Raw genomic sequence first — 14,233 nt, forward strand, 5'->3', positions numbered from 1 at the left:
GCGTCAGCCCGCGACGGCGGCGCCGAAGTCGAGGGTGTCCGCGCCGTCCGGCCCGGGGAGCACCGTCCGCCCTCCAGACCCGGGAGAGGGTTCGGAGCCGGGTGACGCCCCGGCGCGGGAGACCGTCGTATAGATCACCGCGCCCGTCACGCCGCCGTCCGGAGCCCCGGCCAGCACGCGGCCGTCCGCGGTGCCGCTCACGCTCCACCCCAGATGGTCGTACGGCGCGGGGCTGTCCTCCCGGAGCACGACGCGGCCGGGCGGGCCGGTGAGCCCGATCACGTGGACCGCCCCCGCCTCCGGCACGCCCGGCAGCGCCTGCCCGGGGGCCCCGGCGAGCAGGGACGGCCCGGCCAGCGCCAGGGAGAAGCCGAACCGCCCGCGTTCGCCCGCCTCGGCCTGCGCGCCCAGCAGCCGGACGAATCGCGGCCCGGGACCGGCCGCCTGGAGGAGCAGCACCGCCCCGGCGTCACGGGTGTCGTAGGGATCGGCCCCGGGGGCGCCCACCGCCAGGTACCCCGCGCCGTACGCCAGGGAGTAGCCGAGGCGGTCGCCGGGATGGGACGGCAGGTCGGCGGTGAGGCCCGAGACGCTCCACCCGGCCCCCTGGTAGGCCCACGGCCGGGTCGCCACGTCGTAGATCACCGTGACGGCGCCGGTGTCCGCCTGGCCGTTCTCCTCCTGGTCCTCGAACGGCGCGCCCACGGCGAGGTCGAGCGGCCCGGCGGCCCCGCCGAGCCGCCCGAGGGCGAGCGACCAGCCGAACATGTCGCCCGGCTGGGACCCTCCCGGCACGCCGGGCGAGTCCTGCGTGACGCGCTGGGGCGTGCCGGGGCTGCGGCCGGTGAACCGATAGACGTAGACGGCTCCGGAGTCGACCTCGCCGTCGGCGTCCTCGTGCGGCGCGCCGACCACGACCACCCCCGGCGCGGCCGTCCCGGTGCCGACATCGGTCGTGCCCGTGCCCGTGCCGGTGTTCGCGGGGGCCGGGGCGGTGAGGCCGTCGGAGTGCCCGCTGCCGGGAGACGTGTCGCTCACGGCGAGCGACCAGCCGAAGTGGGCGTCGGTCCTGGCCTCGGGGGCGCGCAGCTCGGTCCGGGGCGCGCCGGGCGTGCCGAAGCCGCGCCCGCCCCAGTAGACGTACGCCACCCCCGCCCCGTGCGCCTGCACCTGCCCCGCGCCCCCGTACGCGTACGGGGTCGAGACCACGAGATCCAGGCACCGGTCGCCGTCGATGTGCGCGGCGCGGGCCGTCCAGCCGGGGGCGGCGGCGTCGAACGCGGTGACCACGGGCGCCGGCTTCGACGGAGGCCCGCCGCGCAGGAGGAACACGCGGCCGGATCCCACCGCCGTGCTGTCCGGGCTCGGGGCCAGCGGGTCGGTGACCACCGCGTCGTCGTAGCCGTCTCCGTCGAAGTCGGCCGCGCCGGCCCGCGCGCAGTCGCCGCCTCCGGCGTCGCCCGGGGGCGTCGCCGTCGTCGCGCCGCTCGCCTCCCGGGCGGCGTCCGGCGTCCCTCCGGGGGCAGGACTTCCGGTAGTAGGACTTCCGGGGGCAGGACTCCCGGCGGTGGGACTCCCGGGGGACGGGCTCGCGGGAGCCGGTTCCGGCGCGGCCCGCCGGGGCGCCTCCCCGGGCACCTTCCCGTACGCGCTCCCGGGCGGGGGAAGACGCACGTGGACGGCTGGCGCGTGGGCCACGAACGAGCCGTCGAGGCGGGCGGCCGTACGGCCGGAAGGCAGGGCGTACTCGGCGCTGAGCGTGACCATCGCCCCCGGCGCGAGCGTGCCGGGCGCGGGATGGGAGGCACGGGGGTGGTGCGGCACGTTCCGGTCGTCGAGAAGGTCGGGCGGGCCGGCCGGTTCGGCGTCCGCGCCGCCCATGTTGAGCATGATCCAGTCGATTCTGCACACCAGGCCGTCCCTGACCACGTCACCGCCGGCCACGCTCGCTCTGACCACGTCGGCTCGCGCCGCGCCACCGTCGACCGCGCCGGAGCCGGTCGAAGCGTGGCAGGCCGGGGGCTCGACGACGACCTGGACGTCCCCGATCTCGATGCGGCGGCCCACGTCGCTCGCCCGGGCGGCGGGCGGAGCGCCGCCGGAGCGGGAGGTGAGCAGCCCCACCGCGAGGCCCGCGACGATGGCGAGAGCCACGGCGGAGGCGACCAGCGCGAGCAGTCTCCCGGTCCGCCGCCGCGGGCGCGGCCCGGACGGATGCGGTGACGGCGCGTCCCACGGGCCCTCGATCACCTGGGTCGTCGGGTCGGGCCGGCTGCCGACGAGGTCCAGCAGCAGTTCCTGCGACGTGGGCCGGTTACGCGGCTCCCGGTCGAGCGCCCGGCGGACCAGGCGGTCCAGCGGCGCGGGCAGCGTACCGAGATCGGGCGCGCTCTCCAGCAGGCGGTGGGCGAGGACCATCGGGTCGCCCTCCCCGAAGGGGTGACGCCCGCCCGCGGCGTACGCCACCAGGCAGCCCCAGGTGAAGACGTCGGCGGCGGGGGTGACCGGGAGGCCCCGGAGCTGCTCGGGCGCCCACCAGCCGGGGGTGCCGACCAGTTCGTCGGTCCCCGTGTGGCCGTGGGTGGCGTCCACGGCCCGCGAGATCCCGAAGTCGATCACACGGGGCCCGGACATCGACAGGATCACGTTCGAGGGCTTGAGGTCCCGGTGGACCAGCCCGGCCGCGTGGATCGCGGTCAGCGCCGCCGCCACGCCGAACGCGACGCCGTGCAGCGTGCCCGGCTCCAGCGGGCCGTCCGTCGCGATGTGCCGGTCGAGCGGCGTGCCGGGAATGTACTCGGTGACCATGTACGGCCGTCCGTCCGGCGTCTCGCCGTGACCGAGCACCTGGGCGGTGCAGAACGACGCGACGGCGCGGGCGTGCTCGACCTCCGAGGCGAACCGCGCCGTGAAGCCGGGGTCGCCCGAGCGGCCGGCCCGGATCACCTTGACCGCGACGTGCCGCCCCTCCGGGGAGACGCCCATGTAAACCGTGCCCATGCCGCCCGAGCCGATCCGGCCCACCAGCCGGTAGTCGCCGATCGCGCTCGGGTCGCTCGGTGAAAGGGGGGTGGCGGCGTCGGAATCGATCAGGGCTCCCAGGGGGCGGTGCCGGGGACGGCATGACGGGAGGGCGTCACGGGAGGCCGGCACGGGGGCGGATCTGAGGTCACCGTACCGGGACGTGTACGGCTTTCGCCCTCGTTTATGAGCTTCTCTTGGCCGGACGGAGAACGGGACCACGTTAGGCTCGGGTCCCATGTCTGGAGCGAACCCGCAGGCCGCCCGCAGGGCCGGCCGCCAGGACGTCCCGCGGGCGGCGGCCCGATGAGCGCGATCACCGTACGCGTGCCCGCGAAGGTCAACCTGCAACTCGCGGTCGGGCCGCTGCGCGAGGACGGTTACCACGACCTCGTGAACGTCTTCCACGCCGTGTCGATCTTCGACGAGGTCACGGCCGCCGAGCCCGGCGACGTGTCGGCGGCCGCGCCGCCGCTGACCGTGCGGATCGAGGGGGAGTCGGCGGGCGAGGTCCCCGCGAACGACGACAACCTGGCCGTACGGGCGGCCCGCGCGCTGGCCGGCCACGCCGGTCGCTCCTACCGGGCCGATCTGCTGATCCGCAAGTCGATCCCGGTCGCCGGCGGCATGGCGGGAGGCAGCGCCGACGCGGCCGCCGCCCTGGTGGCCTGCAACGAGCTGTGGGGCCTCGGCCTGCCGGTGGAGGACCTCATGGAGATCGCCGCCGACATCGGCAGCGACGTGCCGTTCGCCCTGCTCGGCGGCACGGCCGTGGGCACCGGCCGGGGCGAGCGGCTGTCGCGCCTGGAGACGTCGGGCGCCTTCGACTGGGTCTTCGCGCTCGCCGACGGCGGCCTGTCCACTCCCCGGGTGTACGGCGAGTGCGACCGCCTGCGCGAGGAGGCCGGGACGGACCCCGGCCTTCCGGGGGCGAGCGAACCCCTGCTGGCCGCGCTGCGGGAGGGGGACGCCGCGGCCCTCGGCCGGGCGCTGACCAACGACCTGCAGCCCGCGGCGCTGTCCCTGCGGCCGTCGCTCGCGCACACGCTGCACGCCGGCGCCGAGCTGGGCGCCCTGGGCTCGCTCGTCTCGGGATCGGGCCCGACCTGCGCGTTCCTCGCCGCGTCGGAGACGCACGCCGCGGAGATCGCCGCCGGGCTCAAGAACGCCGAGGGCTGCCGGGCCGCCGTCACGGCCACCGGCCCGGTCCCCGGAGCCGTGGTCGTGGGCTGAGGCCCGCGTGCTCGCCGAATAGGTTCGAGGGTCGCGGGGCGGATAGGCTTGTCGGACGATGAACCTGGTCAATTTGGAGTCGGTCTCCCACGCCTTCGGTCTCAAGCCCCTGCTGGCCGATGTCTCCCTCGGCATCGAGCAGGGCGACCGGATCGGCGTCGTGGGCCGCAACGGCGGTGGCAAGACCACGCTCATCTCCATCATCTCCGGCACGCTGCGGCCCGACAGCGGGCGCGTGACGCACACGCGCAACCTGCGGGTGGGCATGCTCTCCCAGCGCGACGAGTTCGACCCGGACATGCCGGTGAAGGACATCGTCCTGGCCGGGCGGGCCGAGCACGAATGGGCCGGCGACGCGGCGATCAGGGAGATCCTCGCCCGGCTGCTCGGTGACGTCGACCTGGCGTCCCCGGCCGGCGCCCTGTCCGGCGGCGAGCGCCGCCGTACCGCACTGGCCAGGCTGCTGATCGGCGAGCACGACCTGATCGTCCTCGACGAGCCGACGAACCACCTGGACATCGAGGCCATCGCCTGGCTGGCCGGGCACCTGTCCCGGCGCAGGTCGGCGTTGCTGGTCGTCACGCACGACCGGTGGTTCCTCGACGCGGTGGCCACCCGGACCTGGGAGGTCGTGGACGGCACGGTCGAGCGGTACGAGGGCGGCTACGCCGCCTACGTCCTCGCCAAGGCCGAGCGCGCCCGGCTCGCCCAGGCGGCCGAGGAGCGCAGGCAGAACCTCATGCGCAAGGAGATCGCCTGGCTGCGGCGCGGCCCGCCGGCGCGCACGTCCAAGCCGAAGTTCCGGATCAACGCCGCCGAGGCGCTGATCGCGAACGAGCCGCCGGCGCGTGAGACGGTCGAGCTGCTCAACTTCGCCTCGGCGCGGCTGGGCAAGACGGTCTTCGACCTGGAGGACGTGACGCTCCACGCCGGCGGCCCCGGCGCCGGGCCGCTCGTGCTCGACCACAGCACTTACCAGTTCGGCCCGGGTGACCGGATCGGGCTGATCGGGGTCAACGGCTCGGGCAAGTCGTCGGTGCTGCGCCTGTTGTCGGGCACGGTCACGGAGGACAGCGGCCGGGTCATGCGGGGCAGGACCGTACGGCTCGCGCACCTGTCGCAGGAGCTGCACGATCTCGATCCGTCGCGGCGGGTGCTGGAGACGGTCGAGGAGGTGCGCAAGTACGTCCAGGTAGGCAAGAAGGAATGGTCGGCCTCCCAGCTGCTCGAACGCCTCGGCTTCCGGGGCGAGGCGCAGTGGAAGGTCGTCGGCGACCTGTCCGGCGGTGAGCGGCGGCGGCTCCAATTGCTTCGGCTGATCATGGACGAGCCGAACGTGCTCCTGCTCGACGAGCCGACCAACGACCTCGACATCGAGACCCTCACCGAGCTGGAGGACCTGCTCGACGGCTGGGCCGGCACGCTGGTCGTGGTGAGCCACGACCGCTACTTCCTGGAGCGGGTGGCCGACCGCTGTGTGGCCCTGCTCGGGGACGGCAGGCTCTCCATGCTCCCCGGTGGCGTGGACGAATACCTGGAGCGCCGGGCCTCGGGGACCGCGCTGTCCGCCCGCGCCGCGGCGTCTTCGGCCGCTCCGGCCGCCGTACCGGCGGAGCAGAGGCAGGGCGGGGACGGGCAGGGTGCGGACCAGGCGGCCACGGGCGGGCTGTCGGCCAAGGAACTGCGGGAGCTGCGCAAGGAGCTCAACCGGCTGGAGCGGCAGCTCGACAAGCTCGGCGAGCGGGAGGCGGCGCTGCACGCCGACATGGCCGGGGCTGCCGGCGACTTCACCCGCCTGGCCGCTCTCGACGCGGACCTTCGCGAGGTCGGCGCGCAGAAGGAGACGGTCGAGCTCGAATGGATGGAGCTCGCCGAACGCCTCGAAGGCCAGTGACCCCGGTCTCTGTGGCTCGCGCCCAGGACACGGAGACCGGCCACAGGGCTCACATCTCCACCAGGACGCGGGACAAGGCGGCGCGTGGCCCGGGAGGGCCGCGCGCCGCTGCCTTGTGACGGTCCTTGTGACGGTCACCGCCGCGCCGTGTACGGTCCGCGGGGCCACTCGGACGTATTCACGACGGGTATGGGTTCCACCTCTGGGATGTGACCTTCGTCACAGCGCCTCCTGACCCGCTGGCTGACAACCATCCCGTCAGGTCCCGCATGATCAGCGCAAACACGGCTGACATTCAGGAACTGCGCTGACATGGCGCCACGTATGTCGCGCTTGCCGGCTAATGGCGCCGCAGGATTACCACTTTTCCCCTCCTTTCTTCGTATAACTTTCTCCTCGTTCCTTCACTGACGCATGGGGCGCAAGTGACGCCTCACGACAGACCAGGGAGAATTTCCATGAAGCGCACGCTTGCTCTGGGTGGCATGGCGGCCGGTCTGCTGGCCACCGCCGTTGTCGCCTCCCCGGCCGCTCACGCCGGGAACGATGTCGCCGCCGACTCGCTGGCCAAGACCAACCTTGCCGCCCAGCAGGTCGCGGCGTTCTGGTACGGCGAGAACGCGGCCAACCTGATCAACGCCACGCCGTACGGCGTGGAGACCAAGGTCGTCGCCAAGCACGTCTCCAAGGGCGGGCCGGCGGCCGACAGCAAGCCCGGTGTGGTTCCGGCGATCGGCGACGAGAAGAAGTCGGCCGCGAAGTCGAAGAACGTGAACCTGCCCAAGACCACGGGCAAGGTGTTCTTCATCGGCGGCGACGGCAAGCCGCACTGGTGCACCGCGACCTCGGTGCAGTCGGCGTACCACAACCTGGTCGGCACGGCCGGTCACTGCGTGTACGACACCGAGTCGAACAAGGCCACCCTCGACAAGTGGGTGTTCGTCCCGGGTTACTACCAGGGCAAGACCCCGTGGGGCATCTACGTCGGTAAGACCGCCTACACGCACTACGACTACGACGTGTACGAGGACGGCGACCGCGACTACGCGTTCGTCACCGTGTACAACGGCGTCAAGGTCGACCGTGCTCACCTGTCCGGCGCGCACAGCGACGCGGGCAAGGACTGGGGCACCTTCGAGACCATCTGGGACGCGCAGAAGAAGGTCAAGCAGCTCCAGGACGCCAAGGCGTCCGGCGCGTCCGACCTGAAGATCACCCCGGTCGTGGACTGGGCCCACAAGGTGGTCCTGGGCACCCCGGGTTCGCAGAAGGTCGCGGCCAGCGTCGCCCAGCTCGCGGTCATCCCGTCCACGATCCCCACGGCTCGGACCACCCTGGAGAACTGGGCCAAGGGTCACCTCGGTGCGTCCACGTTCACCGACAACACGTGGGGCTCCGTGGTCACCGAGACCGTCGGGTGGGCCAACACCGGCTGGAACTCGAACGACGCCACGAAGCAGACGACCTACGTCTTCTCCCAGAACAACAAGAAGTACAAGGCCACCTTCTGGGGTAACTTCGACACCGACTACCAGGTCACCGGCAAGGTGCTCTGGATCGGCCTGTCGGACGTCGGCCGCCTGGGTGACAACGTCGGTGGTCAGGGTCTGGCCTACAACCAGAAGATCGGCCAGCCGGTCTTCGTGTTCGGCTACCCGAGCGGGTCGCACCCGGACGGCAACTACGCCTTCTCCGGCCACACGCTCAAGTGGACGTACGGCAAGACCTTCGCCGCGACCGCTTCGGCGATCAAGGCTGAGGAGCTGCAGGGCGTCAGGTCCTCCTTCACCGGTGAGGGCTCGCTCGGTTCGGCGTGGCTGCTCAAGTACAACAACAGCCGCCGTCTCGGCTACCTGAACGGCGTGACCATCGGTGTCTCCGACACCGACGGCAACGACCGCTACGACACCTCCGTCTCCCCGTACTTCGACGGCGAGACCTACGGCGTCTACAAGGCCGCTGCCAGCAAGTGGTCCGGCAAGATCGTCTGATCTGCCCAAGACTGATCGAGAAGGGGCCCGGCATCCAGCCGGGCCCTTTTTCCGTTCCCACAGCGCCCCTGCTCACAGGTCCCCACGGTCATGGGGGCTGTGTTCACAGCGACGGTGGTCACGGGAAGCGGCGGCGACGGCTGTGGCGGTCACGTGGCCGTGGTCGTCAGAGGACCGTGAGGTCGGATGGCTGTGTTCGGGGGGCGGCGGTCCGGGGGCGGTGGTCTGGGGGCGGCGGTCTGTGGGGCTGTGGGTCGGCCCGGCCTACGGACCTGCAGGGCTCCCGCCACGCTCGGGGCGTCCTGCTTCAGGTTCATCGTCGGTCATCGTCGCCGACGGGTGCTTGCTCGCCGGCCCGCCGCGCCGCCCGCTGTCGGCCCGGCAGGACACGCGGCGCATCGGCCGCGCATCGGCCGCGCATCGACAGGGCAGGGGCCGGTGCGGCCTCCGCGCCTCTTCAGCCGTCCGGCGGAGAGACTCACGGAGTGGCCGGTAGCGGCGGAGGGGCTGTCCGGGTGACCGGGACGACGGAAAAGGGCCCGGCATGAAGCCGGGCCCTTCTCGTCAGGCGTACGGAGATCAGGCGATCTTGCCGGACCATACGTTGGCGGCCGCCTTGTAGACGCCGTAGGTCTCGCCGTCGAAGTACGGGGAGACGGAGGTGTCGTAGCGGTCGTTGCCGTCGGTGTCGGAGACGCCGATGGTCACGCCGTTCAGGTAGCCGAGACGGCGGCTGTTGTTGTACTTGAGCAGCCACGCCGAGCCGAGCGAGCCCTCACCGGTGAAGGAGGACTTGACGCCCTGCAGCTCCTCAGCCTTGATGGCCGGGGCCTTGGCGGCGAAGGTCTTGCCGTAGCTCCACTTGAGGGTCTTGCCGGAGAAGGCGTTGTTGCCGTCCGGGTGCGAGCCGCTCGGGTAGCCGAACACGAAGACCGGCTGGCCGATCTTCTGGTTGTAGGCCAGACCCTGACCACCGACGTTGTCACCCAGGCGGCCGACGTCCTTCAGGCCGATCGACAGCACCTTGCCGGTGACCTTGTAGTCGGTGTCGAAGTTGCCCCAGAAGGTGGCCTCGTACTTCTTGCCGTCCTTCTCGAAGGTGTAGACCGTCTGACGCCTGGCGTCGTTGGAGTTCCAGCCGAGGTGGGAGGAGTGGTGCCTCCGGCTCGGGCGGGCCTCCTTGACCACGGCGCCCCACGTCTTGTCGTCGTAGGTGGACTCGCCGAGGTGACCCTTGGCCCAGTTCTCCAGGGTCGTCCGGGCGGTGTCGACGGTCTTCGGGTCGACCGCGATCTGGGCGACGCTGGCGGCGACCTTCTTCGAGCCGGGGGTGCCGAGGGCCACCTTGTGGGCCCAGTCCACGACGGACTCGACCCGCAGGCTGGAGTAGCCCGTGTCCTTCTGCCCCTGCAGCTTCTTCAGGGCGTAGAGGGCCTGGCCGTAGCTCTCGTACGCGGCCGACTCGTACTTCTTGCCGCCGGAGACGGACGTCGGCAGCACGCCGTTGTACACGGTGACGAACGCGTAGTCGCGGTCGCCGTCCTCGTACACGTCGTAGTCGTAGTGCGTGTAGGCGGTCTTACCGACGTAGATGCCCCACGGGGTCTTGCCCTGGTAGTAACCCGGGACGAACACCCACTTGTCGAGGGTGGCCTTGTTCGACTGGGTGTCGTACACGCAGTGACCCGCGGTTCCGACCAGGTTGTGGTACTTCGACTGCACCGAGGTGGCCGAGCACCAGTGCGGCTTGTGGTCGGCGCCGATGAAGAACACCTTGCCCGTGGTCTTGGGCAGGTTCACGTTCTTCGACTTGGACGTCGACTTCTTCTCGTCGCCGATCGCCGGCACCACGCCGGGCTTGCTGTCCGCGGACGGCCCGCCCTTGGACACGTGCTTCGCGGAGACCTTGGTCTCCACGCCGTACGGCTTGGCGTTGACGAGGTTGGCCTTGTTCTCGCCGTACCAGAACGCCGCGACCTGCTGGGCGGCCATGTTGCTGCTGGCCAGCGTGTCGTGGGAGACGTCGTTCCCGGCGTGGGCGGCCGGGGAGGCGACAACGGCGGAGGCCAGCAGACCGGCCGCCATGCCACCGAGGGTGAGGGTGCGCTTCAAGAGGGTTCTCCCTTGGTCTGTCGTGGGGCGCCACCTGCGCCCCATGCGTCAGTAAAGGACTGATAAGCAAAGTTATAAGAGAAATGAGGAGGATCAACGGCCTTTGGGTGAGCGCACCGTCGCACTCCGTGAAGTTGAGCCTCGGAGTGCCCTCGGACCGTTTCTGAGAATTTGCTGTGTTTCACCTGTTGGGGGCGTGAATCTTCGGCCGCGCCCGGCGTTGCTCGCAAGATCCATTAGGCTCTCTCAATGTGACCTAAATCACACCAAAGAGACGAAACCAGAAAGCATGGTGATCACGTCTGAGTTGCCCGTCGCGGTGATGCCGGGGTCCGGACGAGGCTCGGACCGTCCCGGAGGGAATGGGCGGCGCCGCTGAGTCGCGACGAGCCCCGAGGGGGTGTCCGCACGGGGGGAAGGGCGCGTACGGCCGCCAGGGGCGAGCACAGAGCGGCGAGAGCAGCCGGAAACACGAAAAGGGCCCGGCTGGATGCCGGGCCCTTTCGGGATCAGTCTGGGACAGATCAGACGATCTTGCCGGACCAGTTGCCGGCCGCGGCCTTGTAGACGCCGTAGGTCTCACCGTCGAAGTACGGGGAGACGCTGGTGTCGATCCGGTCGTTCTTGTCGGTGTCGGCGAGGCCGATGGTCACACCGTTCAGGTAACCGAGGCGACGGGCGCTCTTGTACTGCAGCAGCCAGGACGAACCGATGGCGCCCTCACCCGTGAAGGAGGACTTGACGCCGACCAGCTCCTCGCCCTTGACCGCGGCGGCCGAGGCGGCGAAGGTCTTGCCGTAGCTCCACTTGAGGGTCGCACCCGAGAAGGCGTTGTTGCCGTCGGGGTGGTATCCGCTCGGGTAGCCGAAGACGAAGACCGAGCTGCCGATCTTCTGGTTGTAGGCCAGGCCCTGACCACCGACGTTGTCGCCGAGGCGGCCGACGTCCTTCAGAACGATCAGCGGGCCGTGACCGCCGCCCCGCAGGCTCTTCACGTAGAAGGTCCGCTTGAAGTAGCGGTACTCCCGGCGCCCGGGCCAGCTGGGGGTGGGCGTCGCGGACGGGGAGGCCGAAGGCGTCGCGCTGGGCGAGGTGCTCGGCGAGGCGCTCGGCGACGGGCTCGGCGAGGGGGACTGGTGGTGGCCCTGGCCGAAGCCGGCCATGTCACGGTCGCCGTACTGGCCGTGCCCGTGGTGGTCGTCACCGTGGTGGTCGTCACGACCGCGCACTTCCTTGCGGAAGTACAGGGTCTTGCCGTCCTCGCTGATGTACCAGTCGCGCCGGCTGTCGTACTCGCGGCCGCTGATGTCCTTGGTCACGACACTCGTGCCCTGGGCCCAGGGGCCGTTGCCCGTGAGGTCCTTGCCCCTGTTCTTGGCCTGGAACTCGCGGACGCTGATCTGGCGGACCAGGGTGCGGTCGTCGTGCCCGCGCCCGCGGTGGTCGTCGCGTCCGTAGCGGTCGTCGCGCCCATGGTGGTCGTCACGGCCGTGGTGGTCGTCGCGCCCGTGGTGGTCGTCACGGCCGTGGTGGTCGTCACGCCCGTAGCTGTCCGTGACCACGGTGGGCAGCACGCCGTTGTACACGGTGACGAACGCGTAGTCGCGGTCGCCGTCCTCGTACACGTCGTAGTCGTAGTGGGTGTAGGCCGTCTTGCCGACGTAGATGCCCCACGGGGTCTTGCCCTGGTAGTAACCCGGGACGAACACCCAGCGGTCCAGCGTGGCCCGGTTCGACTCGGTGTCGTACACGCAGTGCCCGGCCGTGGCGACCAGGTTGTGGTACGACGACTGCACCGAGGTCGCGGTGCACCAGTGCGGCCTGTGGTCGGCGCCGATGAAGAACACCTTGCCCGTGGTCTTGGGCAGGTTCACGTTCTTCGACTTCGACGTCGACTTCTTCTCGTCGCCGATCGCCGGCACGACGCCGGGCTTGCTGTCCGCGGACGGCCCGCCCTTGGACACGTGCTTGGCGACGACCTTGGTCTCCACGCCGTACGGCGTGGCGTTGATCAGGTTCGCCTTGTTCTCGCCGTACCAGAACGCCGCGACTTCCTTGGCGGCAAGGTTGGTCCCGGCGAGGGTGGCGGAGCGATGGTCGGAGCCGGCATGAGCGGCGGGGGCGGCGATAGCGGCGGAGGCCAGCAGGCCGGCCGCGACGCCACCGAGAGCGAGCGTGCGCTTCAAGAGAAACTCCCTGGTCTGTCGTGAGGCGTCACCTGCGCCCCAAGCGTCAGTAAAGGAACGAAATGGAAAGGTATCTGAGAGAATGCTGGGAAAGGGGGTATTTCAGGTGACCAGATCGCGGGCGCCCCGGCGTCGCGCCGGTGTCCGAAGGGCTCTGGCGTGGTCGTTTCCGCTGATCATGACGGGTGGACCCGCCTTCTGATCACGCTCGGTGATGGACCGGTCCAGTAATTGATGTGACGAACATCACACTCGGTGATGAAACCGGTGATCGCCGAAGACCCGTCCGAGATTGCCGCGTCGGCGCCCAGAGGAGTGGTGCCGCCTACCGGAGCCCGTTGTCGAGCGCGTCGGAGGGGGCGTCGAAGGGCACGAGGAGCGTGCGCAGCAGCCGGGCGAGAGCCTGCTGCTCGTGCTGGTCGAGGCCGGCCAGTAGTTCGCGTTCCCGCCGTAGCAGGTCGGCGAAGGCGGCGTCCACCCGGTCCATGCCGGCGTGGGTGAGCCGCACCAGCACGCCGCGCCGGTCCTCGGGATCGGGGCGCCGGGTGACCAGCCCGGCGGCGGCGAGCCGGTCGATGCGGTTCGTCATGGTGCCCGACGTCACCAGGGTGGCGCGCAGCAGTGCGCCCGGGCTCAGCTCGTACGGCTCGCCGGAGCGGCGCAGCGCCGTCAGCACGTCGAACTCCCACGACTCGATGTCGTGGGAGGCGAAGGCGGCCCGGCGCTCACGCTCAAGATGCCGGCTCAGGCGGGAGACCCGGCTGAGCACCTCAAGCGGTGTCACGTCCAGGTCCGGGCGCTCCTGCTTCCAGGCCGCGACCAGCCGGTCCACCTCGTCCTCGGCGGGCCTCGAGAAGGTCATGGGCCGAGTCTAGCTTTTCTTGACATCGAGATATCTCACGCGATATCGAGTTATCTTGACATCAAGATAATCAGGAGGTGGGCATGCCTGCGGACATCTGGGACCCGGAGGTCTACGAGCGTTACGCGGCCGAACGCGGAAGGCCCTTTCACGAGCTTGTCAGCCGGGTGGGTGCCCGGTCGCCCGAGTACGTCGTCGACCTCGGCTGCGGCACTGGGGAGCTCACCGCGACGCTCCTCGCCCGCTGGCCCGGTGCCCGGGTCCACGGCGTGGACGCCTCACCCGCCATGATCGCCAAAGCGCCGCCGGGCCCCGACTTCGAGGTGGCCGACGTACGCGACTGGCGTCCGTCGCGGCCGGTCGACGTGATCGTCTCGAACGCGCTCCTGCAGTGGCTCCCCGAGCGCCGCGACCTGCTGGCCCGGTGGAGGGGCTGGCTCGCCGAGGACGGGTGGCTCGCCTTCCAGATGCCCGGCAACTTCGACGCGCCGAGCCACGCCGTCGTGCGCGAGCTGTGCCGTACGACCTGGCGGGCGGAGCTGGGCGACGTGCCGCGCGGCGCGACGGTGGGGGATCCCGAGGAGTACGTGGACCTGCTCGCCGGTCTCGGTCTCACGGTGGACGCCTGGGAGACCACCTATGTCCACGTCCTGCCGGGGGAGGACCCGGTGCTGAACTGGATCAAGGGCACGGCGCTGCGGCCGATGCTCGACCGGCTGCCGCCCGAGCGGCACGCCGCCTTCCTCGCCGACTGCGCGCGCGCCCTGCGGGAGGCCTACCCTCCCCGCCCGTACGGCACCCCTTTCCCCTTCCGCCGCATCTTCGCCGTCGCCCACTCATGAGGCCACACCCGAGCGATCCGGAGGGGCGCGCCGCCGGTCTGGACTGAGGAGCGAGGAACGAGCGACGAGGGAAGACGGCGGGAGTGAGCGCC

Annotated in this window: 8 protein-coding genes; 4 read left to right on the plus strand and 4 right to left on the minus strand. The window is 70.9% G+C overall.

Annotation, left to right across the window (positions count from 1 at the left end):
* Positions 1 to 3: 3 nt before the first annotated feature.
* Positions 4 to 3,153 carry a protein kinase domain-containing protein gene (locus tag HHX33_RS37260; RefSeq protein ID WP_396785054.1) on the minus strand — a complete coding sequence of 1,050 codons (3,150 nt, stop codon included), beginning with the start codon at positions 3,151 to 3,153 and terminating at the stop codon, positions 4 to 6.
* A 174-nt stretch (positions 3,154 to 3,327) separates the two neighbouring features.
* Between HHX33_RS37260 and HHX33_RS17820 the strand changes: the two genes are divergently transcribed.
* From HHX33_RS17820 to HHX33_RS17830, 3 genes are all read left to right on the plus strand, one after another.
* Positions 3,328 to 4,254: a 4-(cytidine 5'-diphospho)-2-C-methyl-D-erythritol kinase gene (locus tag HHX33_RS17820; protein ID WP_182875585.1), complete on the plus strand. Its 927-nt coding sequence runs from the start codon at positions 3,328 to 3,330 to the stop codon at positions 4,252 to 4,254.
* 58 nt (positions 4,255 to 4,312) lie between these two features.
* On the plus strand, positions 4,313 to 6,148 hold the full coding sequence (locus HHX33_RS17825) for an ABC-F family ATP-binding cassette domain-containing protein (protein ID WP_182875586.1): 1,836 nt from the start codon (positions 4,313 to 4,315) through the stop codon (positions 6,146 to 6,148).
* Between the two features lie 458 nt (positions 6,149 to 6,606).
* Positions 6,607 to 8,139: a trypsin-like serine peptidase gene (locus tag HHX33_RS17830; protein ID WP_182875587.1), complete on the plus strand. Its 1,533-nt coding sequence runs from the start codon at positions 6,607 to 6,609 to the stop codon at positions 8,137 to 8,139.
* Between the two features lie 579 nt (positions 8,140 to 8,718).
* Here the strand turns inward: HHX33_RS17830 and HHX33_RS36170 are convergent.
* The 3 genes from HHX33_RS36170 to HHX33_RS17845 all read right to left on the minus strand — a co-directional run bounded on the left by HHX33_RS36170 (position 8,719) and on the right by HHX33_RS17845 (position 13,299).
* On the minus strand, positions 8,719 to 10,251 hold the full coding sequence (locus tag HHX33_RS36170; protein WP_259402577.1) for a trypsin-like serine peptidase: 1,533 nt from the start codon (positions 10,249 to 10,251) through the stop codon (positions 8,719 to 8,721).
* A gap of 524 nt (positions 10,252 to 10,775) precedes the next feature.
* Positions 10,776 to 12,437, minus strand: a complete 1,662-nt coding sequence (locus HHX33_RS36175; protein ID WP_259402578.1) for a trypsin-like serine peptidase — start codon at positions 12,435 to 12,437, stop codon at positions 10,776 to 10,778.
* A gap of 325 nt (positions 12,438 to 12,762) precedes the next feature.
* A complete protein-coding gene (locus HHX33_RS17845) occupies positions 12,763 to 13,299 on the minus strand; it encodes a MarR family winged helix-turn-helix transcriptional regulator (RefSeq protein ID WP_182875588.1) in 537 nt (178 codons plus the stop codon).
* An 83-nt stretch (positions 13,300 to 13,382) separates the two neighbouring features.
* Here HHX33_RS17845 and HHX33_RS17850 point away from each other — a divergent pair, with 83 nt between their 5' ends.
* Complete coding sequence (locus HHX33_RS17850; protein WP_182875589.1) at positions 13,383 to 14,141, plus strand: trans-aconitate 2-methyltransferase; 759 nt, start codon at positions 13,383 to 13,385, stop codon at positions 14,139 to 14,141.
* The last annotated feature ends 92 nt before the right edge of the window (positions 14,142 to 14,233 follow it).

This window comes from Microbispora sp. H10670 (genome assembly GCF_014161385.1).
Classification (GTDB): Bacteria; Actinomycetota; Actinomycetes; order Streptosporangiales; family Streptosporangiaceae; genus Microbispora; species Microbispora triticiradicis.